At 57.1% G+C, this 26564-nt stretch carries 16 protein-coding genes; 12 read left to right on the top strand and 4 right to left on the bottom strand.

Annotated features, from left to right (window positions below; genetic code table 11):
* Positions 1-1361 (bottom strand): PKD domain-containing protein (locus tag VEG30_02415; protein ID HXZ78753.1); only part of this gene is annotated, 1361 nt, incomplete at its 3' end.
* Between the two features lie 477 nt (positions 1362-1838).
* Positions 1839-2771 (bottom strand): hypothetical protein, encoded by a 933-nt coding sequence (locus VEG30_02420; GenBank protein ID HXZ78754.1) that lies wholly within the window; start codon positions 2769-2771, stop codon positions 1839-1841.
* 282 nt (positions 2772-3053) lie between these two features.
* On the opposite strand from VEG30_02420, the gene VEG30_02425 reads away from it, so the two are divergent.
* The 9 genes from VEG30_02425 (at position 3054) to VEG30_02465 (ending at position 17903) form a co-directional block, all read left to right on the top strand.
* Positions 3054-3599, top strand: coding sequence for a helix-turn-helix transcriptional regulator (locus VEG30_02425; GenBank protein HXZ78755.1), 546 nt, complete (start codon positions 3054-3056; stop codon positions 3597-3599).
* Between the two features lie 53 nt (positions 3600-3652).
* Complete coding sequence (locus VEG30_02430) at positions 3653-3961, top strand: PilZ domain-containing protein (GenBank protein ID HXZ78756.1); 309 nt, start codon at positions 3653-3655, stop codon at positions 3959-3961.
* A gap of 230 nt (positions 3962-4191) precedes the next feature.
* Positions 4192-4788 carry a hypothetical protein gene (locus VEG30_02435; GenBank protein HXZ78757.1) on the top strand — a complete coding sequence of 199 codons (597 nt, stop codon included), beginning with the start codon at positions 4192-4194 and terminating at the stop codon, positions 4786-4788.
* Between the two features lie 259 nt (positions 4789-5047).
* On the top strand, positions 5048-6082 hold the full coding sequence (locus VEG30_02440; protein HXZ78758.1) for a thioredoxin domain-containing protein: 1035 nt from the start codon (positions 5048-5050) through the stop codon (positions 6080-6082).
* Between the two features lie 80 nt (positions 6083-6162).
* The gene (locus VEG30_02445; GenBank protein ID HXZ78759.1) at positions 6163-6852 is read left to right on the top strand and encodes a tetratricopeptide repeat protein; all 690 of its coding nucleotides are present in this window, start codon (positions 6163-6165) and stop codon (positions 6850-6852) included.
* A 291-nt stretch (positions 6853-7143) separates the two neighbouring features.
* Positions 7144-15228, top strand: coding sequence for a choice-of-anchor D domain-containing protein (locus VEG30_02450; GenBank protein HXZ78760.1), 8085 nt, complete (start codon positions 7144-7146; stop codon positions 15226-15228).
* A gap of 155 nt (positions 15229-15383) precedes the next feature.
* On the top strand, positions 15384-16322 hold the full coding sequence (locus VEG30_02455) for a serine protease (protein ID HXZ78761.1): 939 nt from the start codon (positions 15384-15386) through the stop codon (positions 16320-16322).
* Between the two features lie 669 nt (positions 16323-16991).
* Positions 16992-17588: a hypothetical protein gene (locus VEG30_02460; GenBank protein ID HXZ78762.1), complete on the top strand. Its 597-nt coding sequence runs from the start codon at positions 16992-16994 to the stop codon at positions 17586-17588.
* Between the two features lie 72 nt (positions 17589-17660).
* Positions 17661-17903, top strand: coding sequence for a YtxH domain-containing protein (locus tag VEG30_02465; GenBank protein ID HXZ78763.1), 243 nt, complete (start codon positions 17661-17663; stop codon positions 17901-17903).
* Between the two features lie 10 nt (positions 17904-17913).
* Here VEG30_02465 and VEG30_02470 read toward each other — a convergent pair whose 3' ends face one another.
* Both VEG30_02470 and VEG30_02475 read right to left on the bottom strand, forming a co-directional pair.
* Complete coding sequence (locus VEG30_02470) at positions 17914-19395, bottom strand: ATP-binding protein (GenBank protein ID HXZ78764.1); 1482 nt, start codon at positions 19393-19395, stop codon at positions 17914-17916.
* Entirely contained in the window at positions 19392-20168 is a 777-nt protein-coding gene (locus tag VEG30_02475; protein HXZ78765.1) for a response regulator transcription factor, read from the bottom strand. Before VEG30_02475 ends, VEG30_02470 begins: the two co-directional genes overlap by 4 nt.
* Before the next feature lie 193 nt (positions 20169-20361).
* Here VEG30_02475 and VEG30_02480 point away from each other — a divergent pair, with 193 nt between their 5' ends.
* From VEG30_02480 to VEG30_02490, 3 genes are read left to right on the top strand one after another with little or no spacing between them, the layout of a single operon-like run.
* Positions 20362-21801, top strand: coding sequence for a TolC family protein (locus VEG30_02480; GenBank protein ID HXZ78766.1), 1440 nt, complete (start codon positions 20362-20364; stop codon positions 21799-21801).
* Positions 21802-21823: 22 nt separating this feature from the next.
* Positions 21824-23110 carry an efflux RND transporter periplasmic adaptor subunit gene (locus tag VEG30_02485; protein ID HXZ78767.1) on the top strand — a complete coding sequence of 429 codons (1287 nt, stop codon included), beginning with the start codon at positions 21824-21826 and terminating at the stop codon, positions 23108-23110.
* Position 23111: 1 nt separating this feature from the next.
* Positions 23112-26285 (top strand): efflux RND transporter permease subunit, encoded by a 3174-nt coding sequence (locus tag VEG30_02490; GenBank protein ID HXZ78768.1) that lies wholly within the window; start codon positions 23112-23114, stop codon positions 26283-26285.
* The last annotated feature ends 279 nt before the right edge of the window (positions 26286-26564 follow it).

The raw sequence follows: 26564 nt of genomic DNA on the forward strand, positions 1-26564 counted from the left end.
AGACTGTCAGTGCTGATCAGTACCGTGCTCGTCGAGCTCTTGCTGTTGTCATCAGTGACGGTCAGTTGTAACGCATACGTGGCGTCACCCTGATCCGCCTGGAATGTTGGATTCCCCGCATTCGGATTGGAGAGCGCCGCCTGGCTTCCGCTGGGCAGGGAAGTGAAACTCCAGGCATACTTGAGCGGGTCACCAGAAGAGCCGCTGGCTGAGCTGGTGCTGACGCTGGCAGTTGCCGAGCCATTCTCGCCGCTCACGGCAACAAAGTGAGAGCCACTGGCGTCGAGTTGGACCGTGCTGCCCGATGCCACGTGCTGGTTCAGGCCTGCATTGGCCAGGGGCGGAACTGAGCCGACATTCGGTGATGTTGCAGCGCTGATCGTGACAGCAGCCGTCGAGTTGTTTCCTTTTCCGTCGTTAACGGTCAGCTGCCACGCATAATCGCCGTCCACGTCGGGAACAAATGTTGGCGTCACACTGGAAGCATTGCTAGGTGCTGCTGTGCTGCCTGATGGTTTGGAGGCCAGTACCCAGTTGTACGTGAGCGTATTGCCAGAAACGTCAGTCGAACCACTGCCATCCAGTTGCACGGTGCTCTTGGTTACAACCACCTGATCGGGTCCTGCATTCGCGAGCGGCGGCGCTAGTGTCGTGCTGACGAGGACCGCGGCAGAGGTGCTCTTGCTCGATGCGCTATCGGTGACGGTCAACTTAATAAGGTAGTCGCCCGTTTTGTCGGCAGTGAAACTGGGATTCACGGCATTGGCGCTGGAGAATGCAGCCCCGCTACCCGAAGGCGTGGAGAGAAAAGTCCAGGCGTATACGAGCGGGCCGCCGGTGGGATTGGTCGAGCCGCTGCCATCCAGATGCACGGTGGCTCCCACCGCCACCTGCTGATTCGGTCCGGCATTCGCCGCAGGCAGTCCGGGATTTGTAACGAAGAAGGTTGCTGCCGAGTTGTGTCCGCCGGTTGCGACAACGATGAAGCGTGGTCCCGGTGCTGCGTTGGCGCTGATCGCCACCTGCGCAGTGGCACTGCTCGGACTATTCACAGTGACGTTGGTGAAGGCTGCGTCTGCGCCGCTGGCTACCGTAGTCCCTGGCCCAAAGCTCGCCGTGGTTTGGCCCTGTATGAAGTTCGTAAGATTGCCGGTGATTGTAACGGTGACGGTGGCGCCGGCCGCGCCGGAATTGGGACTCAACGTGACGCTGGCTGCGGGATCCTGGTGATTATCTTGACTTCCACCATTACCACCGCCCCCGCCCTGCTGTTGAGAACTGGAGGAGCCGCAACCTACGAGTACCGAAATACAAATAATTAAGACAAGAGCCGAAATTCCCCGAACCCAACATTTCGTCATAGACCGGCACCTCAGCGCCCGAGGCGGTGGCACGCCTGTAAAATCCAAATTCAGTACTAAAAGAAGCCCTGGGAGAATTAGGGGCCCGGAACCCGACAGCGCAGTCACGCTCCGTTACGCTCGACTTACGCTGGTCCCTGCGCTTGATTGTTTGCGACCCTGCTTTGACGCGCGCGCGCTAACGCATCAATCGCAGAAAAAACTTGAAACCAGAACCTGCCCGTGGCTCATACAGCAATTCCGCGGCCAAAAGAGTGTTTTGAAAAATAAGGGGATTAGCCCAACTGTAGTAGTACACAAATGCAAGTAGCTGCACATGCAATGGAAACCTCAGTCAACTGTTTAAGGATTTTCAGCAGCAACGGCGGCAGCCAATGCGAAACGCGGAGTGCTTTCGCCGAGATTAGATCTCAACGTCACGCCGCGAAGACACTAATACCGTCTGCGCCAGAACGTGCTTTAAGCGCGAGGAGAATGTCAGTGCTGAACCGGCAGTGCCTGATCCCAGAGCGTTGTTGGCACTGTCGCCGGTCGTGGTGTTGGCGCCGGTGGAGGTCCGGCGTTCTGAATCAATTGCATTATGTTCGGCGGATACAGAGTCCAGATCTCCGGCGGAATTCCGCGCGGCAGTGCCGGATAACCGCCCGGGGGCGGCGAAACGGCGACTGGTTGCGTGTTTTGCGAATTCCGCGCATTTTGCAGCGGAGGTATGTTCTCCGGTGTCAAATTCGGCGTCGAAAGCCCGGTGTTCTGCTGCAGTAGTTGTGGATACAAATTCCACATCTCGGAGGGAATTCCCGGCGGCAGCGCGGGACGATTGGTCGGAATTGCGTCCGCAGTCGTACTTGGCCGGTTGCGTTCATCAACGCGCGAAGCAATGTTCTCGCCCACCGAATTTCGACCCGACTTTTCCACAGCCTTGGCAGCAAGGTGATCCGCAGTCTCTAATCTCGCCATTTCTGCGGTGTTGAGCTTCTTCGTCAGAACAATGCGATTGATTTTTTCGGGGCTCTCTGCCGAGGTGGTGATCAACAAATTAAATGGAGTGCCGTATACCAAATCTCCAAGAATCGTGTGGACACTTCCCGGACCGAGATGAGTTGCTAGGCGAATCGAATCGTCGATCGCTGCTCCTTCGATGCTTGCCCCGGTCTGCACACGAATGGCGTCGAAGATTTCTCGCAAGGTCGAATTCTCTGACGAGATCGTCAGCTGGCCATTCTGATAAACAACCTGGGGTGGCGCCGTGTGTATGCTCGGAGCTGCAGCCGCTGTGTTGGCATTTGTGGTCGCACTGATTTGATTGACTGCCGGAGCGGCCTGATCCTGTGCTGGCGCAGCCAAAGCGAGGTAGGAAAGCAGCGCGGAAGCGACCACAGAGATTACGGTCCCACGCGTGAAGCCTTGCATGAAGCCCTCACAGATTTTTGTCGGACGCGCGGAACAACGCCAGCGCGCGCTTGGGAGTTCACAGCCAGCACTCCCACGTAGCAAGTGAACCACCTGATTAGTCCAAATGCAATCGCCTAATGGCTTAGTCCAATGGGGTAGTTCAGATAGGCTTATCCATCTTTCCTCACAGTGGGTGAGGTCAAATCCTTGACGCGAGGTAAATCCTAGACTACTAATTCCACACGACTTCAATTCATCGGCCAGCTTCGGGTTAGCAGTAGAAGCCGAAAGGAGGGTCGCATGTCGAGTTCAGCTGTGGGCTTGATACTGCTGGACTCCGCCTTGAACCCGATCACCTCGAACCAGGAGGCTCTGCGCATCCTTGCATTTCCCACCAACCCTGAAAGCATTGACCGGATCGACCTGTTTCTGCGCGACAAGGTGCAGGCCAACTTGATACAAGCGCGCAAGGCACCCACTGACCCAACCTTTGTAGCGCAGTTTGGATCTGGAAACCGTCGTTACTTTTGCACCGCATTCTCGGTTGAGGCTCATCTTAGCGGACCGTCTAACCCCGCTGTGGTCCTGCTGCTGGAGCGAAACGCGCAGCCCTTTCTGGACATGTCGCGATTGGCGGCACGCTTTCATCTCACACCCCGGGAACGTGAGACGGTGGAATACTTGCTACAGGGCTTGCCCACAAAGACCATCGCCCGGCGTATGAAAGTCAGCCCCAGCACGGTAAATGCGTTCCTGCGAATGGTCATGGTGAAAGTGGGCGCCACCAGCCGCTCCGGCGTGATCGGGAAGTTCGTGCATCCGAATCCGAAAATACCTAACAATTAAACTAGCCCATTTGCAGAATGGACCGCGGCGTCCCTGGGGCGGATCATAAGTCGATGCCCCGCACCGATTTGGAGAGACGGCAGTTCACCCGATACCCCCACGTGCTGGACGTACAGGCGCGGGAAGTGTCTCCCTTGCTGAATGCCAAAATGGTACACACGGTTCAGGGCAGAATTCAGAACGTCAGCCGCGGTGGACTCTGCATTCTGAGCAGTGAACCCATAGGGAGCCCCCTGGTGCTGTGCGAGATCGTGCTGCCGGAAATGCCGGTGTCTATTCCCGCCTTATTGAATGTCCGTTGGTCGGAGAAACGGGAGGTTGCGCAAGATAGCTACCTTTCGGGCCTGCAGTTTGTCTTCTGATTCCCGCCGTTACCCCTCAGCGAATTTCTGACTAACCCAATTGATTAGCTGCTCGGGTTAATTATGCGGGTTAGACCGTAATGGCTAAGTCATAGAGCTTGGTTCAATCGAGGTAACGGCGACGGCTAGGACAATTGGGGAATTGTCAGCGCCGGAATGCGGGTGCACTCTCTCACCCGAGCTGTTGTTCCCCCAACCGCATGGCCACAACATCAAGGAGGATCCTCAGTATGAAGAAAGTCATTTCGTCCGTGGCCCTGGTGCTCATCATCGTTGGCCTGGCGTCGTTCGCATCGGCGCAAGGCATCAGTGATGTGTACTGGGTCAACTACTACTCCCATCGGTATCCCAGCTACTCGGCCTTGGATCAGACCGTCCGGGTTATCAACCCTGGCGAGCAGGGCACCCCGATCAGTGCCGGACATGGCACCGTTTGCGCCGACATTTATGTGTTCGACAGCAATCAGGAAATGTCCGAGTGCTGCTCTTGCCCGATTACGGCCAATGGGCTGCTGATTCTTTCCGTAAACAACGACCTGACGAGCAATCCGCTGACCGGCTGGCCGCCTGCCACCGATGGCGTGATCAAGATCGTCTCGGACAACCGTTCGAATTGCGATCCCACCAGCCCGGTTCCGACACCTGATCTCCGCGCGTGGGCGACCCACCTGCAGGAGCCAGGGAATGGCTATTCGGTAACCACCGAAGAAGAATTCGCTCCCGCTGCTCTGCAGCAGGACGAACTTTCCTTCCTGGGCCAGGCTTGCTCGTTTGTGCTGTTCCTGGGTAGCGGCAAGGGTTCTTGCAGCTGCGGTAACGTTAGCTAGTTAGGGCTCAGATCGAAACCAGATGCTCCTTCGTGCCAAGCGGCGAACCTGCCGCTTGGCACATTTTCGACTGGCAACAGGTGGTATCCGATTGCAAGAATGTAGCAAAAGATTGCACAGGGTCAGAGCCGGCGTTCTTTCGCTGGTTGAAGTTTTCGTAGTAACACCAAGCAGTAACGCTTCCTTCCCTGGCTTGGAAAATTGGCACTTAATCTGCTGCTGCCACAATACATCGCTACTTAAAAGGGAGTGTGCCTAAATGCAGTTCATGCGGAGCTTGCTTCATGGAGTTCTGGTTTCAACCTGTCTGCTGCCGCTTAGTGGCCTTGCCACTGCCCAGGATGCATCCGAGGTTGTTTCAGAGGTGAATGGCGTAAAAATCACCCGGGGTGAACTGGAACAGAAGGAAGCCAATAGGCTGCTGCAGGTTCGATATCAAACCTATCTAGCGGAATCGCAGGCGCTGGAAGACCTAATTGACCAGCACTTGCTCGAGATGCAGGCCGCTAAAGAGAAGATCACGGTCGATCAACTGCTCGATCGCGAAGTCAACAGTAAGGTCAAGAACCCAACCGAAGACCAGTTGCAGGTGTACTACGAGGGTCTGGGGACCAAAGAACCTTACGAGTCAATGAAAGACAAGATTCTCGACCACATTCGTCAAATGCGTCTGGCCAAAGCCAAAACGGCCTACTTGCAGACCCTGCGTACCCAGGCCAGCATTGTTACGACCCTTGCTCCGCCGAAGGCCGACTTTGCTCTGGGCGATGCTCCACGCCAGGGGCCGGAGAGTGCTCCCGTCACCCTGGTGGAGTTTGCTGACTTCGAATGTCCCTACTGCGCCAAGGTCTATCCCCAGCTAAAGAAGCTGCGCGAGGAATTTGGGGACAAAGTGAGTATCGCTTTCAAGAATTATCCCTTGCCGATGCATGCGCACGCTGAAAAGGCAGCAGAAGCCGCTCGCTGCGCTGGCGATCAGGGCAAGTACTGGGAGTATCACGACCTGCTGTTTACGGAAAAACAACTGGAATTGCCCCAGCTAAAGAAATACGCAACCGAACTGGGACTCGACGCAAAGAGCTTTGACAAGTGTCTGGACTCGGGACAGCACGCCGCCGAAATACAAAAAGAAGTAGCCGAAGGGCGGCAGCTCGGCATTAATGCCACCCCGAGCTTCTTTATTAACGGCCACTTTTTTACCGGCGCCGCTGACTACAACACCCTGCGCAGCATGGTGGCTCAGCAGCTTGCCAATGCCAAACCGGCTCCACGGCAGGTCTCGGAGAATAAGTAATAATGAAGGCTGCCCGGGTAGCTTGCGCCGATCCGCTTGGCCGGCGAACCGCAAATGAAGGCAAACAAGGAGGACAACCGATGCGTCGGTGTTTAGTCGTAGGTGCGATGTTGGCTGTACTTGGAAGTTCGATCGTAATGCTGGGTCAGGATCTGGCGACTCTGCAGAAACAGGCGCTGGCTGGAGATGTGGCCGCGCAGAACAAACTGGGTGAGATGTACAGCATTGGGACGGGGGTGACTCGCAGTTACACCGAAGCTGCCAAGTGGTTTCGCATGGCGGCAGACAAAGGCGACGCCGGAGCTCAATTCAAGCTGGGAATCATGTACGAAGGAGGCTTCGGGGTTACCAAGAGCGGTAAGGAAGCGATGAGCTGGTATGAGAAGGCAGCCGCCCAGAAGAACACAGAAGCAATGTGGAGACTGGCGACTGCCTACCAGAACGGCCGCGGGGTAGAGAAGAACCCTAAGGAAGCCGTGAAGTACTACCGAAAGGCTGCCGAGCAGGGTTACGCCAAGGCCCAGGTGCGGCTGGGAGATATTTATCGCGACGGACTGGATCCCATCCAGCACGATTACACCGAGGCCCTCAAGTGGTACAGGATGGCCGCAGATAAAGGAGATGCTGCTGGCCAATATGGGGTGGGCTTTATGTACCAGGAAGGAATGGGAGTTCCCGCAAGCACGGATGAAGCTGCCAAATGGTACGAATTGGCGGCCAAGCAAGGAAACGTGGACGCAGTAACGGCGCTCCACAATCTGAGACGTTAAACCATCAACCTGCGCCACAGGAAGGATGGAAACAAACTAAGTTTTCAAAATCTCGTGTGAAGTTGTTGTGGGTGAGGCCCACGAGGATTTGACGGCCTGTGCGAGAGACCCGCTGCCGGCTTGCACAGCGAAAGTTGGTTGCAAACGCAGTATGGGCTCTGAGTTGGACCTGTGTCATCGCGGCGAGCGATGAACGCCAATCAGCCTTGGCTCGAGTCGACTCCCCGATGTCTCAGGCTAGCGATGCGCGCCTGGTGCTTGTCCGGCCAGCGCCGCAAGAGGCATTGACATATGGGCAAGGCCCTCACCCCAGCGAACCCTCGTGGTGTCGCATCTTCCGCGCTCCTGCTCGTACTCCTTGTACTGCTCTTCTGGGCCGCGTTGTCGGCCGGTCCTGCGCCTCCTACGGCTAATCCCGGGCTTCCTCAACTCGTTTCCATCGGGAGCACGGTGCATCTGGACGGCGCCCAGTCAACCAGTCCCAGTGGCGCTCCGCTTACATTCCAGTGGTCCTTCGTGTCCGTTCCCGCGGGCAGCAGCGCTGCCTTTGCGAATGCTGCCGCAGTGCATTCAAACTTCGTTGCCGACAAGGCAGGCAGCTACCTCATTCAGCTAAGTGTCAGCGACGGAAGCAATACCTCTTCCGCCACCGTTCTCATCTCGACTCAGCTCGTGCCGCCCATTGCGGGTGCCGGTCCCAATGAACCTGTGAACGTCGGCAGTGTAGTGCGCCTTGATGGCAGCCGATCCACTGACGCTTCCGGGAATTCGCTGAGTTATCAGTGGACGTTTATTTCCACTCCTGCCGGAAGTGCAGCAACGCTCTCCAATCCTGGGGGAGTAACGCCAACATTCGTCGTGGACCTGGCTGGAGATTACGTCATTCAACTCGCGGTGAACGACGGACACGGAAACACTTCGACCAGCACTGTGATCGTGAGCACGCAATCTATTCCTCCCATCGCCAATGCTGGGCCGAATCAGACCCTGGCCAACGGCAGCCTGGCGCAGTTGGATGGAAGTAAGTCGTCCGCGCCGAACAGTGACTCGCTCACATATTTCTGGGTGCTGATCTCTCAACCAGTTGGGAGCACCGCATCGCTCAATAACGCCAATGGCGTCAACCCCACATTCACTCTGGATGTAGCCGGTACTTACGTCGCACAACTAACCGTCGCTGACAGCAACACCGGACTTACCGCAATCGACACCGTCGAGATCACTACAGACAATCTGCCACCGCAGGCCAATGCGGGAGCCGCACAAAATATAGCTTCCGGCAGTACGGTTCATCTAGACGGCAGCAAGTCGAGCGATCCTAACGGCCACGCCCTGACGTATTCTTGGACGCTGCTGAGCAAGCCGGCGGGGAGCAATACCTACCTGAAGAACACGACCAGTTCCAGTCCTTCGCTGGCTTTGGATCAGCCTGGCCCATACGTGGTGCAGTTGATTGTTTCCGACACCCTATTCACGAGCGCTCCCAGCACCGTGCTGGTGGTTGGTACTGCGGCGGCAATCAGCATTAATCCGACATCGGTTAATTTCCCGAGCCAGGCGCTGAACACGACCAGCAACTCTCAAAGTGTGACCATCACCAACAGTGGCACGGCGGATCTGTCAATTTTCAGTATCGGATTGTCAGGATTCAACAACGCGGAATTCGCGGTAAGTACCCCGGCTTTGCCCCTTAGCATCGGCGCAGGCGCCTCAGTGAACTTCACGGTCACCTTCACTCCCGGTGGCCTGGGCCAGCGATCAGCAACGCTCAAGATCTCGGATAACACAAGCGCTGGCCTACATTCGATAGCCCTTTCCGGAATTGGTGGACCCGCCGCTTCAGGGCCGACGTTTACCGTAAGCCCGAACAGCAACGGTGGTCCTGTCAACTTCGGCAGCCAGGCGGTGAACAGCACCAGTGCGCCCACCACCTTCACCGTCACCAATTCGGGTGGGTCAACGCTGTCGATCACCAATCTGCAAAGTTCCAACCCCGCGGAATTCAAGATCTCACCTGGGTTTTCAGGCACTATCAACATTCCGCCGACCGGCACAAACACCTTCAGCTTTACGGTGACTTTCACTCCATCGATCGCCGGCACGCGTACGGCGACGATTAGTGTTGCCGATAACGCCAGTGGAAGCCCGCATACCATCCAGTTGACCGGCAATGGAACCGCTGCGGCCGCGGGGTTCAGCATCAGTCCGAACAGCGCTGCCGGTCCGGTCAATTTTGGAAGTCAACCGGTGGGCACGAGCACGGCTCCAACTACTTTCACCATCACGAATACTGGGAACGCGGCGCTCACTATTAACAGCATTCAGAGTTCGAACTCCGGCGAATTTGCAATCACGCCTGCGTTCCCGGGTTCCGTGAACGTGCAGCCAACCGCAGGGAGCAATTCTCTCAGTTTCAATGTGATTTTCACGCCATCTGCGAACGGCACGCGGAGCGCAACGATTACCATCGCCGATTCAGCCAGCGGCAGTCCGCATACGGTTCAGCTCACCGGAACGGGAACTGCGGCAGCTCCCGGCTTCAGCATTACGCCCAACAGCTCCGCTGGTCCGGTCGATTTCGGCAGCCAAGCACTGAATACCAGCAGCACCGCGAAAGTATTCACGATCACGAATACGGGCAACAGCAGCCTGAATATCAGCAGCGTGACTTCCAGTTCTACCGAATTTGCAGCCACGCTTAGCGGTCCCAGTCAGGTTGCAGGCGGAGCCACGACGGCTGTCAGCGTGGTATTCACACCCTCGGGGACGGGCCTGCGCAGTGCGACCCTGACCATCGCCGACAACACCAGCGCTGCGCTGCATAAAATCAGCCTCAGCGGAACAGGAGCAGTTGCTTACATCGGGCTCTCCAGCACCAGCATTGCTTTCGGCAATCAAGCGGTGAACACTACGAGCAGCCAACAAGTGCTCACGGTGAGCAATACAGGCAGCGGCAATCTGGTCATCACCGCCATCAGTATTGCGGGAACGAACGCTTCTGATTTCGGCGCGAGCCCCTCCTCACCCGCCATTTCCATCAACAGTCCGCTTGTCGTAGCGGGAGGCACGAGCACCAATATCAGCCTCACGTTCACACCCGCTGGTACAGGGTCGCGTACCGCTGCGCTGAAGATTACAGACAACGCTACTAACAACGGCGGCAGCCCGCATAGTGTCACTCTTAGCGGCACGGGGACGGGCGCTGCGCCCAGCTTCGGCATCAGTCCGAACAGTTCGGCTGCGCCGGTAAACTTCGGAAGCCAGGCGGTAAACACAACCGGCGCCGCGACTGTCTTCACCATCACCAACACTGGGAATGCGCCCCTCACTGTCACCAATATTCAGAGTTCGAATTCATCGGAATTCGCGCTTACTCAGGGATTCGGCGGACAAATCAATATCCCGGCTGCGGGCAGCGGCACGAACACCTATACCTTCGGTGTGACCTTCTCACCGTCCGCCGGTGGCACACGCACCGCGACCGTGACCATTACCGACAACGCCAGTGGCAGCCCGCATTCGGTTCAGCTCACAGGGAACGGCACGGCGCCTGCGCCGGGATTCGCGATCAGCCCCAACAGTTCCGGAGGCGCAGTTAATTTCGGAAGCCAGCCTACTGGCACCGGCAGCACCCCGATCACTTTCACCATCACGAACACGGGCAATGCGCCGCTGACCATTAACAGCATTCAGAGCTCCAACAGCGCAGAGTTTGCCATCAACCCGGCCGTCTCCACGCCGGTGGTCGTGCAAGCGACGACAGGCAGCAATACCTTCAACTTTTCCACGGTTTTCACTCCGACGTTGAAAGGAACGCGCAGCGCCACGCTTAATATCACCCATAATGCCGCGGGCGGCTCACAATCCGTTCAGTTGACCGGCACTGGAACCGCTGCGGCTCCGGGGTTCTCGATCACTCCGAATAGTTCTTCTGCGCCAGTCGATTTCGGCAGCCAGGCGGTGAACACGACCAGTAGTCCCATGATCTTCACCGTGACCAATAACGGTAACGCCCCTCTGAACTTGAACAGCGTCAGCTCATCATCGGCTGAATTCGCAGCCGCGTTGACGGGACAGAATCCGGTTCCCGCGGGAGGCACGACCACCATCAGCGTGACTCTGAAGCCGTCTGGTACCGGACTGCGCACAGGGGTTTTGAACATTTCGGATAACACCAGCACCGGCCTGCACAAGGTTTCTCTCAGCGGCACCGGAGTAGTTCCGTTTATCAGCATTTCGCCAACCAGCCTGAATTTCAATCTCCAGCAAGTGAACACTACGAGCGCGCAGCTGCCGCTCACAATCAGCAATTCCGGAAATGGCGACCTGCTGATCACCGGTCTGACGATGACCGGCGCAAATCCCGGTGACTTTGCTACGGTGCCGGCAGGAGCCAGCGTTTCCGCTGCCAATCCGATTATTGTGCATCCCAACAGCAATACCGCCGTGAATGTGGTGCTCAGTCCCTCGGCCACGGGGTCGAGGTCGGCGACGTTGAATGTTGCTGATAACGCCAGCGGCAGCCCGCATTTGGTTTCGCTGTTCGGAACCGGATCGGCTCCTGTTTTCACTATCTCGCCCAACAGCGCTCCCGTGGATTTCGGCTTTCAAGCCGTGAACGCTACCAGCGCCGCGAAAACATTTACTATCACCAACACCGGTAATGCACCGCTGACCATCAACAGCATTCAAAGCTCGAATCCGGTGGAATTCGCGCTCAGCCAGGCTTTTTCCGGGCAGGTGGTGATCCCGGCCGCCGGAAGCGGAACCAATACTTTCAGTTTTGGCGTGACCTTTACCCCGGGGGGGGAAGGAACTCGCAACGCAACGTTGACCATCGGCGATAACGCGACCGGCAATCCGCATTCGCTCTCTTTGGCCGGCACGGGAGCCGCGCCTCTGTTCAGCATCGCGCCGAACAGCGCGGCGGGCGCTGTGGATTTCGGAAATCAGTCTGTGAATACCACGAGTGTCGCCAAGGCATTCACGATCACCAACACCGGGAATGCTCCTCTGACCATTACCGGTTTACAAAGCTCCAACTCTCCCGAGTTCGCCATCACGACCTCATTCTCAGGGTCTGTCACGGTGCCCCCGACAGGGGCCAATACTTACAGCTTTAGCGTGACTTTCACTCCCCCTGCGGTCGGTTCCCGATCGGCCAGTGTGACCATCACTGATAACGCCAGCGGCAGTCCTCATACGGTTCAACTGACGGGAACTGGTACGGGACCGATCTTCAACATCTCTCCGAACAGCGCCAGCACTCCGGTTGATTTCGGCAATCAGGCGGTGAGCACGGCCAGCTCTCCAAAGACGTTCACTATCACAAACACCGGAAATGCACCTCTCACGATCAATTCCATCCAGAGCACAAATCCTGCGGAATTCACGATTAATCCGCCTATTGCGGGTTCAGTGAGTGTCTCCGCTACGCCGGGCAGCAACACTTTCAGCTTCACCGTGATCTTCGCGCCCGGAGGTACAGGGACGCGCACCGGGGCAATCACGATCACCGATAGCGCAGGCGGTAGCCCGCACACGGTGCAACTCATCGGCGCGGGGCAGGTGCCAGGGATCAACTTCAGTCCTTCCGGCCTGACCTTCGGCAATCAAATGGTGAATAGTGCCAGCGCCCCGGTCACACTCACCATTACCAACACTGGGGTGGCGAACCTGGTAATTACCGGCCTGTCTATTTCTGGTGCGAACCCGGGAGACTTCAGTTCCGTGCCTGCGCCCGCCAGTGTTTCTCAAGCCAGCCCGATCGTCGTTGCTCCCAATGCCTCTACGACGATCACCGTAACGTTCACAGCTCAAGCTACCGGCAACCGCACTGCAAATCTCATATTGGCGAACAACGCCCCCAGCAGCCCGCAACTGGTCTTGATGACTGGCACCGGCGTGTTCCCCAACGTCAACCTAAGCCCGGCGAGCATCACCTTTACCAACAGCCAACTGGTCGGGACCAGCAGCAACCCAATTACGCTCTCCATCAACAACACTGGCAACGGTCCATTAACGGTATCCAACATCAGCATCAACGGCGCTAATCCAGGGGACTTCTCTTTCAGTCCCGCTTTCAATCCCAATTCGCCGCTCGTGATTCCAGCGAACAGCTCTGCGAATTTGAGCATGACATTTAATCCGACGGCAGCAGGTCAGCGCACCGCTACCCTTAGTCTTACCGACAATGCCGCGGGGAGTCCGCATACTGCTTCGCTCACCGGGACCGCAACCTCCAATGGAACGATCACGATGCCTCCAGTGACCCTGGGCGCAAACCTGGAAGTGCTGGCTACGGCTTCCCTCGACAACGCGCCTTCCAGCAACCTGCAAGTGAAGGTCACAAGTTCGGACCCCGGCAAGGTGTTGGTCTCGTCCGATACCAGCGGTACAGTCTCTGGTTTTGTGTTTATCACCCTGACCGTACCCGCGGGACAAACGATCCTGCCCGGCTTCTACATTCAAGCACTGGCTCCTTCTGGAACAGTTCAGTTGACCGTTACTGCGCCGGGCTACACTTCTGCGGTGACGACGGTGACCCTCACTCCATCGGGGTTCGTGCTGACGAGTCCCACCGGGCAGGGTCAGGACTTCTCGACCAGCGTCCTCTCAGCGGATACAGCTTTGACCGTTTCTGCGCAACGACTCGATAATGCGCTGAACGTGGTACCAGGCCCGGCCCCTAGAGTTCGTGGCGGTCTGACCGTAAGCGTGCCGATAAAGAGCGCCGATACGAGCAAAGGCACGATTCTGGGCTCGTCCTGCTCGCCCGCGCCGTTCCCCTGCGCGGTCATCCTCGGCGGCTCAAACAGCGGGAGCGTAAATTTCCACCCGGTTTCGCAAGGCACAACGCTGGTGAGCATCGACTTTGCTGACATTTCTACTAATGTGCCGACGGCGCCATTCAGCACGCCTGTAACCAGTACACAGCTAAACGCGAACGTTACCGCTCCTCAGATGACTGTCAATCCAGCAACCGTGGGAGTGAACCTGCAGGCGAGAGGGGCTGGCGTTTTGCAGGCGCCTGCTCCGAATGGTGGTGTGACGCTCACCATCAGCGTTCAGAACGGCGACCCCAGAGTCTTACTCTCCAGCGACAACACCGGCACGACCGCAGGCTCATCCAGCATCAACCTGCCGATCTCCGCTGGAGCCACGGCAATCCCGACGTTCTGGATCCAGGGTGTCTCGCCTACCGGGGCGTCGCCTGTGACTCTGACCATCAGCAGCACCCCGCCGGTTTACACCAGCACAACCACGAGTGTCGCGGTAACGCCTTCTGGGTTTGTGCTGACCACCGCGGCGAATCCCATCAACACCACTACCATCTCGCTGCACACTCCCATCACGTTAACTGTGTATCGGCTGGATCCCGCGAACAACCCGGTTGCCCCTGGGATCATTCGGGGAGGTCTCAGCGTCACGATCCCAATCGCGACTTCTGACAAAACCATCGGCAGCGTTGATGACAGCCCTGCCAATCTCGCGGCCGGAGGTTCGTCGACTCCAGCGACTGGCGCCAGTGCCTTGTTCTTCCATGCTGTGGGGCAAGGAACTGTGACGGTCTTCGTTGACCCAACCACCGTGACGACGAGTCCATCGGGTTCACCTTTCAGCGTACTTGCGGGAAATGCCGGCCAGCTGACCGCAGTAGTCAGCCAGCCAGCCATTACGCTGAACGCCGCGAGCACGACGGTAGGTTACAACCTGCAAATTCAAGCCAATGGAGCTCTGACGGCTAACGCGCCCAGCTCTCTGACGGTCACTATCAGCAGTCCGAATGGCAATCTGGTTCTGCTTTCTACTTCTCCTTCTTCGGCGGGCTCTCTACGAGCCGATGGAACAAGCCAGATCAGCATCAATCTCTCGCAAGGTCAGGGTGGAGGCGGCATTGGGTTTCCACCGTTCTTCGTACAGGCAATGGCGGCCTCCGGCACGGTGACGCTCACGGCTACTGCTCCCGGCTATGCTCCGGGAACACTCACTGTGAACCTGGCTCCTTCTGGATTCGTGATTCATTCCCCCAACGGAATTGGTCAGGATTTCGCGACCAGTTTGGCGCAAGGAGCTAAGAATCTCACCATCGAATCGTGGCAACTGGATTCCTCCACTCTTCAGCGTGTTGCTCCGCAAGGGCTTCGGGGCGGGGCATCGGTTGGCGTCCCGGTGAGCAGTAGCTCGACGGCGGTGGGGAGTCTGTCGCCGGCTTCGGTGTTATTTAGTGCTGGTGCAGGCGTTGTCAACGTGACGTTCACGCCGGCAAGCGTGGGAACGACTCAGCTTGCTTTGACCGAACCCCCCGGCTTTGCGACGCCGACCGACACAGGCGTTACCAGCGATATCCAGATCAACGCGAATGTCAGTCAATGAGGTATAGTTCGGGAGAAGACCGGCAAATCCGCAGAGTCGTAACTACTGTGCCAAAGTCCAGACTGTCTTTACGTAGAAAGCAGCGAGTCTGCTTGCTAACTATCCTGATGTCGTCTGCTTGCCTCTGGTTTCCAGTCCGGCGAGCTGCCGCGCAAGTGTTGGACAAATCCGTGCTTAACAGCACCGTGTTGCTCACCTACGAAGTTGAAGCTACCAGTGAACCGAGCACCTCCTCCAAGGACCAGTCCCGAGGGCAAGGGGCGAGCCACGGCAGTGGCGGACCACTCGTAGTCCGGGGCACTGGATTCCTTATCTTCAGCGGGCTTGGCATCACCCATGGTCAGGTGTACCTAGTCACCAATCGACACATTCTGCCGCCCGAAGGAAAGAAGCAGGACATCAAAGTCCGCGTGGTGGTCGGTTCGCGTGAGGCTGGCAAGGAGGTAGAGAAGGTAGAAAACATCAGTGTTCCGGTCGTAGGAGATGATGGGAAGTACCTTTCCTCGGTGCGTCTTCACCGTGACCCGAGCACAGATGTGGCGGTCATTAACATTGCGCCGGCAGCTTTTGGCAACAAGTTCAGAGTTTTGATCGATGCGGTCCGTACAAAGAAATATCTGGATACATCCATGCTGGCTTCCTCGGAGACGATTGGTTCCCTGGGGGTGGGGGTGGGGTCACAAGTCTATCTGCTGGGATATCCCGCCGCTATCTTTGATCCGCGAAATGTATCGCCGGTTCTGCGAGTTGGGGTTATCTCCACCGATCCCAAGCAGGGATTCGATTTCAACGAGGAAGTCCGGCGAATTGTAAATGCTCCGGAGCATATCAACGGATTCCTGATAGACGCAAACATCTATCCCGGGTCGAGTGGCAGCTTGGTGGTAGTAGATCCGAATGCTGCTAAGTGCGACTGCCAGTCCAGCAGCGCTTCGGCGTCAAAGCCTCCCGAGAAGCGCCTGCAAATCCTGGGAATCGTGGCTGGTTCCATTCCTATTTATGATGTCGGTCTCAAGTCCTATGAACGCATCGGGCTGGGCATCGTTTACTCTGCGGACACCATCCGCGAAGTAATCAACAGCTTCGAACGTTAGCGCATTTTCCAGGCCGGTTGTTTTCTGGGTAGCCGAAGCTCTTGTTGCTTGCATCGAACGGCTGATGCCAAGAAGACCTTCCTCGTCCGCCCAAGAGTCTGCAGACTCGGTCCGCCTCGGAGCTCTGGCGTCCGAGGAACTGCAACAGCCATTTCCCGATATTCAACTGCCGATTCGGCCGCCGTATCCTCCCGCCGATGCCAGATCTGTGAGCGAGATTCCCGAAGGTCCCGGCTGGCTGTATGAGCCCAAGTGGGACGGATTTCGCTGCCTGGCTTTCCGAAATGGAGATGAAGTCCTGCTTCACTCGAAGGCAGGACAACCGCTGGGCCGGTATTTTCCAGAATTGGTGGCTGCATTAGCGGAATTGCCCCACAAGAGATTTGTGCTCGACGGCGAAATCGTCATTTCTTCCGGCGAGCAGCTTTCGTTTGACAACCTTTTATTACGCATCCATCCGGCAGAATCACGCATTCGAAAGCTGTCCAAGGAAATACCGGCCACCATGCTGTGCTTCGATCTGCTGGTAGATAGTCAGGGGAAATTGCTGGTTACACTGCCACTCGGGGAGCGGAGGCAGAAGCTGGAACATTTTTTTAAGCCGCTAACCGCGACTGACAAAATTCGCCTTTCCCCTGAACCCCAGAACTCGAACAGGCTGCGCGCTGGATGCGCGACCTGGCCGCCATGGGTCTCGACGGAATCATTGCCAAACGTGTTGACGAGCCCTATCGCTCTGGTGAACGCAGTGCCATGGTGAAAATCAAGCGCATTCGTACAGCCGATTGCGTGGTAGGAGGTTTTCGCTACGCCGAAAAAGGAGGCATCGGATCACTCCTGCTCGGCCTGTACAACGAGGAAGGCTTGCTGGATCACGTCGGCTTCACTTCCAGTTTCAATTCGGAACAGCGCAAGGAACTAAAGTCAGTTGTAGAACCGCTGATCGGCGGTCCGGGTTTTAGCGGAAAGGCTCCGGGAGGTCCTAGCCGCTGGAGCACGCGGCGATCCGATGAATGGAAAGCACTTGAGTTAAAACTCGTGTGCGAGGTGCAATACGATCATTTCTCCGGCGGTCGTTTTCGCCACGGCACGAAATTTCTTCGTTGGCGGCCAGAGAAGAAACCAAACCAGTGCAGGTCAAACAATCTTCGAGCCGTGGCCTACGATCATTTGCGGAATCGTCGGCAACCAGCATCGCTGGCTAACATCCACCAGAAAACCAACGCATTACTACAAGTTTCCCACAGGGACACACCGACCCGATGACAGAATCTCTCTTCAGCCAACCTTTACTATCATGGCTGCACCTTAGCATCAGCATTTATAGGAGGAAAGAAAATGAAGGCCTTCTTAACAGGGCTGGGAATGGGAGTTGGTTTGGCATTGTTGTTTGCACCGATGACCGGAAAAAAGATGAGGAGGCAGATCTCCGATCGGGCGAGCGATCTCGCGGAAGCTGGCCGTCAGCGCTATGGAGATATGGCGGAGACGGCTCGTGAGCGTTACCAAGAAGTTCGTGACAACGCTTCCCGTGCCATGGGTTCAGTGCGGGAAATGGGGAATCAGATCACCGGCAGCTAACCCTCGATCTTCATCTCGGCGCGGCCCATCCCGCAGGCACATAAGTCTCCACCTTGGGTCCGGTGGTGGCGGCCTCACTCCAGACTCGTGCCGCCTCGAGCCGCACGCGCGTGCCTTGACCGGGAGAACTGGTGACCTTGACCTCGGCCCCATAGGCCGCTGCGATCGACTTCACAATCGACAATCCCAGGCCGCTTCCACCGGTTTCGCGAGAGCGGGCTTTGTCAACGCGGTAGAAGCGATCGAATATGTGCGGAAGGGCCTCGTGGGGGATGCCAATCCCGGAATCGGAAATCTCAAGAAAAGCCTTGGGACCATCAGATCCTACGGTAACTTCGATAGTTCCACCTTCAGGAGTGTATTTGATTGCGTTGTCCAACAGATTGACCACAATCTGCTTGAATCTTGAGGGATTGCCCTGGACCAGCACGTCGGCTTGCAATTTACTTACAAGCGCCAGCCCTTTTTCTTCCACCATCAATTGCATCTGGTCCGCAGTGGATTTGACTAGTTCCCCGAGATCGATCACCTCCTTAGGAAGGCTGTCATCTCCGGCATCCAGACGCGAGAGCGCCAGCAACTGATCGATGATGCGTGTGAGCCGTTCAACCTCTTCCAGGCAATTGCCGGCGATTTCCTGCACACGTGATGCCGGGCTCGAGTGCCGCATCAGCGATTCCAGTTCCCCACGGATAATCGTCAGCGGCGTGCGCAGTTCATGGGAGACGTCTGCCGAGAAGCGGCGTATATGCTGGAACGCGTCTTCCAGGCGGTCGAGCATTCGATTCAGGGCCCGCGACAAGTGCTCGAGTTCGTCGCCAGTCGGCGCCACTGGCAAGCGTTCCTCGGCCCTCAGCAAGCTGATCTGCTCCGCTGTTTCAGTGATGATTCGCACCGGCACCAGCGCCTTCTTCATTACGATGAATCCGCCCAAGCAGGCCGCTGCCAGCATCACCGGCAGCCCGATCCCGAACAGCAACAGCAATCCATTCAGAGTAGAGCGGATCTGCTGATGCGTAGTGCCGATTTCGATCAGATAGCTCCAACCATCCTGAGCGCGATAGGGATAGGAATACACAAAGACGGGCAGCGAGCTTGTTTCAACTTCCCAGCTGAAGCCTGAATTCGCATGTAACCACTGCTGGATGGGCACGCCCACGATCCGGCTCGGATCGAAGCTGTGATCTGCGGGTGGCGCGGATTGGTATACGACGGAGCCATCGTTGCGGGTTACCCGAATCAGGCGGGAGTTGACCTCGGGAGCAAAGCTTTCCTCGATCTCCTCGGTAACGTAGCCGTTTCCCCGCGCGGCCGCATCATCCAGCAGCTTCTCGCCAATCGAGCGGGCATCGGCCGCGAGTGAGCTCCGCAAGTTCCACATCAGGTAACTGCGGAGTCCAGCGTAGATTCCAGCGCCAAAGAACAGGAAGGAGGCAGTAAAGATCCCTGCATACCAGCTGATCACTCGAAATCGCAAAGATCGGCGGTTCATCCGTTGCCTGCCTCGCGAATCGTGTAGCCAACACCCCGCACGGTCTGAATCAGTTTTGGTTCGAAGCCTTCATCCACCTTATTGCGAAGATGACGCACGTAAACATCGACAATGTTCGTGAGGCCGTCGAAGCTCTGGTCCCAGACATGTTCGATGATCATGTGGCGGGAGAGCACCCTTCCCGCATTCAGCATCAGATATTCCAGCAACGCATATTCCTTGCCGGTCAGGTCAATGCGCTTCCCGGAACGCTTGACCTGCTGGGTGAGGCGATCCAGTTCCAGGTCCGCAATTCGCGCTGAACTCGCCCGGCTGACGGGGCCGCGCCGCAACAATGCCTTGGTGCGGACCAAAAGTTCGGCAAAAGCGAAAGGCTTGGTCAGGTAATCATCCGCTCCAGCTTCGAATGTCAGGACTTTGTCGTGAACCGCGTCCCTGGCCGTCAAAACCAATACGGGTACATTTGCGTCCCGGCTTCGAATGCGCCTCAACACTTCGGCGCCGTCGACCCTCGGCAGCATCAGGTCCAAAATGATCAAGTCGTAGTGATAGCTGGAAGCCAGTTGCAGCCCTTTTTCCCCGTCTTCGGCACTGTCAACCGCATATCGTTCGGCCGTCAGGCCTCGCACCACGAAGTCCCGTACTTTCGGTTCGTCTTCAACCAGCAAAATCCGCATGTGTGACAGAAACCCGATTCTGCACGTCCGAAGCTGGAGGATACCTGCTCCGGGTCCTGTGGACAGAATCATACCGCTGCCGGCAAGGTTGAACATGAATAGATTTTCATCCCTGATTCAGAAAAGGCTCATAAACACGGGCTATTCTGGCTGCGGAGAGGTCGCTCTGGGAAACTCATTGCTCATCCGGATTGGGGAAAGGATGGACAAACCAACTGCAAGGATGGGGCAGGAATCGAACAACTCTGGACAGGTGTGACAAGAGGTTTGTTAGCGCTCTGGAGAGCACGTGAAATACACATTGGTTTCTGTAAGTATCCTGGTTTCGATTCTTCCACTCTCTCTGGCACAAACCACCGATCTGCGGAGTCTGGTGGCGAATTCTGCGGCTGTTCAATTGCAATTGCCCATCCCAGCGGCTCAAGCGGAACCTCAAATGCCGCCCGCAGCGACACAGACCGGCCCCGCGCCCCCTGATCCCGCGGTTCCCCCAACCCCCGGCGCGCCGCGTACCATTACTCTGAGCGACGCCCTCGCGCTGGCGCGCGCCAACAATCCATTGCTTCGCGCCGCAATCACCGACGTGGGTGTGGCTCGCGAAGATCGTGTCCAGACTCGCGCTGCCCTGCTTCCGGCAATCAACTACACCACCCAGTATCTCTACACCGAAGGCAACGGAACACCCACCGGCGTGTTCATCGCCAACAACGCGGTTCATGAATATCTGAGTCAAGGAAACGCGCACGAGGTTTTGAATCTCGGTCCGGCGCAAATCGCTGCCTATCGCCGCTCGTCTGCGGCCCTGGCGTTGGCGCGTGCTAAGCAGGAGATCGCCTCACGCGGTCTGGTCGTTACTGTTGTTCAGGCCTACTACAGCCTAGTGGTTGCTCAACGCAAGTACGCCGACTCGCAGCAAGCTTTCTCCGAAGCCCAGCGATTTCTCAAGATTACTCAGGAACTTGAGAACGGCGGTGAGGTCGCGCATTCCGACGTGATCAAGGCTCAATTGCAGTTCAACGATCGTCAACGCGATTTACGGGAAGCGAACCTAAATATCGAAAAGACGCGGCTGGCGCTTGCCGTAATGCTATTTCCAAACTTTGAGGAGAACTTCTCTGTCGTCGATGACCTCCGACTGGCCCCCGCCCTACCCGGCTTTGACGAAGTCCAGAGAATGGGCGCTCAGAATAACCCTGACCTGCGGGCCGCGGTGTCGGCTCTGGATGTTGCAAATCGTGACGTGCAGATCGCCTGGGCAGCGCACCTGCCTACTCTTACCCTGGATGCCTGGTATGGAATCGATGCTGTCCATTTCGCTACCTACACCGGCCAAATTCAGAACCTGGGATATGCCGCCTCAGCAATGCTCACTATTCCGGTGTGGAGTTGGGGAGCCACCCAGAGCAAAGTGCGACAGGCGCAACTGAAGCGCGACCAGGCGCGCGTCGAACTGAGCTTTGCTCAACGCGAGCTGATCGCGAATCTCCGCACTTTCTATGCCGATGCGGATGCGGCTCGCAACGAACTCGAGACGCTGCGAAGCTCAGCCGAGTTGGCGGCCGAGAGCTTGCGCCTGACCACCCTGCGATACAGGGCTGGGGAAGCGACGGTGCTGGAGGTGGTGGACGCGCAGAATACTCTCGTGATGACGCGAGCCGCGTTCGACGACGCGCAGGTCCGTTATCGTGTGTCGCTTGCCAACTTGCAGACTATAACAGGGAGCTTCTGATCGGTTGCGACCGCAAATGAGCATGACAAAACACAAACGGTTGAAGCGGTCGCTTAAACGCACCATAGTCCCGCTGATCTCGGGTACGGCTGCCATTGTCCTGACGGCCTGTTCCCATGAACCAGCAGAGAAAGAACCGGTCGTAGCCGTACAAACAGCCCTGGCCGTACAGAAGCCCATCGAACAGGTGGTCTCGACTGAGGCAGTATTGTTTCCTCTCAAGCAGGCTGCCCTGACACCCAAGGTCTCCGCTCCGGTTCGCCAGTTCTTTGTGCAGCGGGGAGGTAAAGTTCACGCCGGCCAATTGCTGGCGGTGCTTGAAAATCGCGATCTGGCTGCCGCCACAGTAGAGAACAGAGGCGCATACGAGCAGGCCCAGGCGGCTTACGAAAGCGCTACCAAGGCGACTCTTCCAGAGGAATGGCAAAAAGCTGAACTGGATGTGCAGGCCGCCAAGGACACTCTCGATGCCCAACAAAAGATTTATGAGAGCCGAAAAAATCTCCTTGCCCAAGGCGCCATCGCCCGCAAAGACGTCGATGCTGCCGAAGTGGCATACGTTCAAGCTCGCAATGCCTATGAGATCGCCCAAAAGCATCAGACCGCCCTGCAATCGGTTGGCAAACAGCAGGAGCTGAAATCAGCTGCCGGCCAATTGACCTCCGCCAAGGGCAAATACATGGGCTCTGAGGCTCAGTTCGGATACACCGAAATCCGCAGCCCCATCAGTGGCGTGATCACTGACCGGCCACTATATGCGGGAGAAATGGCCCCGGCTGGGACGCCTCTGATTACCGTGATGGATACCTCCCAAGTCGTCGCCCGAGCTCATGTTCCGGAGGAGCAGGCTGCCTTGCTGAAACCAGGTGATCATGCGTCGATCACTGCCCCAGGGATCTCGGAACAAATTCCTGGCACTGTGACCATCGTCAGCCCGGCGACCGATCCCAACAGCACTACGGTTGAGATTTGGGTGCAAGCCGCAAATCCGGCTCAGCAATTACGACCGGGCACTACGGTACAGCTATCGATCGTAGCGCAGCGAGTTGCGGATGCCACGGTGATACCGGCATCCGCTCTGCTGAAGTTGGCCAATGGTGGCGATTCGGTGATGCGCGTCGGGCCGGATCAGCGAGCTCATCAGCAGGAGGTTCAGGCGGCCATTCGACAGGGGAACGAAGTGCAGATCGTGTCTGGGCTGAAGGCGGGAGACCGCGTGGTGACCAACGGAGCTTACGGTTTACCAGACAACACTAAAGTCCAGTGGAACACGACCGCTGCCACTGAGTCGAAAGGCGCCGAACCCTGAGATGAGCGACAATCCCAAGCCGAAAACAGAGGCGCGGGTCGAGGAAGCTCCGCCTCGAACCTACTGGTTTGCACGATTCTCCGGCCCGGTCATCTTCCTTATTATTGCGGCCGCGCTCATCGGCGTTTATCTCGCATTCAGTATCCCCATCGCGGTTTTTCCGTCGACGAATTTTCCCCGCATTGTCATCGGCGTCGATAACGGGGTGATGCCGATCGACCAGATGCTGGTTACCATTACCCGTCCGCTCGAAGAAGCGGTGAACAGCGTCCCCGGTTTGCAGCAAGTGCGTTCCACAACCAGCCGCGGCTCCGCCGAAATTAATCTGTTCTTCGACTGGAACGTCGACATGTTCCGGACACTACAACTGGTCGACTCGGCTGTGGCGCGTGTCCAGTCGTCCCTGCCGCCAACTGCGAAGATAGTAAGCAATCGGCTCACTTTTGCTTCCTTTCCTATCCTTGGCTACAGCCTGACGTCCGATTCTGTTCCCCAATCGCAGCTCTGGGAGCTCGCAACCTATGACCTGAAGCCGCGCCTGAATCGCTTAAATGGCGTATCGACGGTGATCGTTCAGGGAGGCCAGGTTCCCGAGTTCGAGATCACTCCCGATCCCGCTAAGCTTCTGGCTGCCAGCACCACGGTTACGGAGATTCTCGATGCTGTCCGGCGCACCAACCTCATCGACTCGCCCGGACTGCTCGAGCAAAATCACCAGTTGTATCTGGGCTTGATCAACGGACAAGTTCGCGATCCCGCGCAGATTTCCAATATCGTGATCAAGTCAACGCAGGCGGGCATTCCCATCCACATTGGAGATGTCGCTTCGGTCAGCCAGTCGGTCAAACCCCAATACACGATCGTTACCGCCAACGGAAAGCCGGGGGTACTGCTCAACATCAATCGTCAACCGGATAGCAACACCGTAGCGGTTGCCGACGCAGTCCACGCCGAGGTCGAAGACATTCGCCGCTCACTCCCGCCCGGTATTCAGATTCAGTCGTTTTACGATCAATCTACGATCGTGCGCGAATCGATCAAGAGCGTGCGGGATGCCATCCTGCTCGGCCTCGTGCTGGCCTCGGTAATTCTTGTGCTATTCCTTCGCGATTGGGGCAGCTCCGTCGTGGCTGGATTGGTGATTCCGGTTACGATCCTCATCACCCTCATCTTTCTGAAAGTCCTCGGCGAGAGTTTCAATCTGATGACTCTGGGCGGCCTGGCCGCCGCCGTAGGCCTGGTGATCGACGACGCCATCGTTGTTGTCGAGAACATCACTTTGCATCGCGATGCCGGGCAGTCTCGTCTGGAGGCCATTCACAGCGCACTTCACGAAATCACTATTCCCCTTGTTGGCTCGACTCTCACCCCGGTTGTCGTCTTCCTTCCCTTGATTTCGATTACCGGCGTTACCGGGACCTTCTTCCGCGCCCTGGCAGTCACCATGGCGGTGGCATTGTTCAGTTCGCTGGCGCTGGCGCTCACCTGGACCCCAAATTTGAGCCAGTATTTTGTGCGCAGGAGAGCCGCCGCTCCACCTGAGGACATTTTGAAAGCCCTCTCCGCCTCCTCATCGGAGACCGAACGCCTGCTGGCGGCCGAAGAAGCGTCAATGCGGGGCTTTTTTGGCCGCGTCATCAGCTTTTATGAGAAATGGGTGAAGCGCGCCCTCGAGCATCCTCGCTGGCTGGCCGGACTGGCGGCAGGCTTGATCGTGATCTCTTACCTGTCCTATCACGCGCTTGGCTCCGACCTTTTGCCGGAGATGGATGAAGGCGGCTTTGTCATCGACTACATCATGCCCGCGGGCAGCTCGCTGCAGGAGACCAATCGCGTTCTCACACACATAGAGCAAATGCTTCGCGGAATACCCGAGGTTGAAAGCACCTCGCGCCGCACCGGCCTGCAGTTAGGGCTCGCTGCGGTGACGGAAGCCAACACTGGGGACATCTCCGTAAAGCTGAAAGGCAAGCGGGATCGAGACATCGAAGAAGTGATCTCCGATGTGCGTGCCAAGATTGCCGCACAGGAGCCTGCGATTAATGTCGAATTCATCCAGGTGCTGCAAGACATGATCGGCGACCTGACCAGCGCACCCGAGCCCATCGAAATCAAGTTGTTTTCTGCCGATCCTGAACTGCTTCGCCAGTGGGCGCCGCGGCTAGCTGATTCGATTCGCAAGATCCCTGGTGTAGTGGATGTGCTAGACGGGATTGAGAACACAATCAGCGGCCCGGCAGTGATGTTCCAGGTAAATCCGCTCATCGCCGCGCGCGCCGGATTTACGCCCGAGGAAGTTGCCACGGACGCTGCCGCAATTCTGGAAGGCGAGCCTGCCGCGCTTCCGGTCATCGTCAACGATCGCGCCTACACGATTCGCGTGCGTTTTCCGGAGGGGAATCGGACTTCACTCGACGCGATGAAGAACACGTTGCTGACCAGCAGCACCGGCAAGACTGCAACCCTAGGCTCTCTAGCCAGCCTTAGCGAACTCCCGGGACAGACTGAGATCAGACGCGAGAATCTTCAGCGCGACGTGGCGGTTACCGCTCGCTTGGAAGGACGTGATTTGGGCAGCGGTATTGCGGCGGTGAAGAAAGCCGTGGCTGGCCTTCACCTGCCATCGTCGATCCGGGTTCAATACGGTGGAACTTACGAATTGCAGCAGAGCTCCTTCCGGGATCTGGTGCTAGTTCTATTTCTCGCGCTGATGCTGCTTTTTCTCGTCCTGCTGTTTGAATTCCGCACCTTCTCGGCTCCCTTGGCCATACTCGCTTCGGCATTGCTATCGACGTCGGGCGTATTTTTTGCCCTGCTGATCACCCGCACTACCTTCAACATCGCTTCGTTTATGGGGCTGATCATGGTTGTCGGCATCGTTGCCAAGAATGGAATCTTGTTGCTCGATGCTGATCAGAAGTTCCGAGCAGCCGGCTTTTCAGCAGAAGAAGCCATGATTCAGGCAGGACGCCGCAGACTGCGACCGATTGTGATGACCGCGCTGGCATCGGTGGCTGGGATGCTGCCGCTCGCGCTGGCGCTGGGCGCCGGATCCCAGATGCTGCAGCCTCTGGCAATCGCCGTTATCGGAGGGATTCTCATCTCCATGGTTCTTTCGCTAATCGTAACCCCGGCGGTGCATTTCTACTTAACGCGCGATCGACAGGCAGCGTGAGTGAGTTCTAGCGGATCTCAGATACAAAAAGAAATCCCAGCCAGCGGCCAGGGATGCTGGCTGGGTACCTCAACGCTCTGATGAGCCTAATTTAGGGGCACGGAGTGGAGGCTCACCAGTTATGGAGACGAACAATATGTGCGCACTCTACTGGGACTCAGGGAGCCACACAATAGTGAAAAAATACTAGGTTTCAAAACCGATTTATTGGGATAGCCGATAGCTTCTGACTACTTATCCGAGTGAATGGAGAGCCCGTTCCTGCGCTGGGATTCGGGA

This window comes from Terriglobales bacterium (genome assembly GCA_035624455.1).
Taxonomy (GTDB): Bacteria; Acidobacteriota; Terriglobia; order Terriglobales; family Acidobacteriaceae; genus DASPRM01.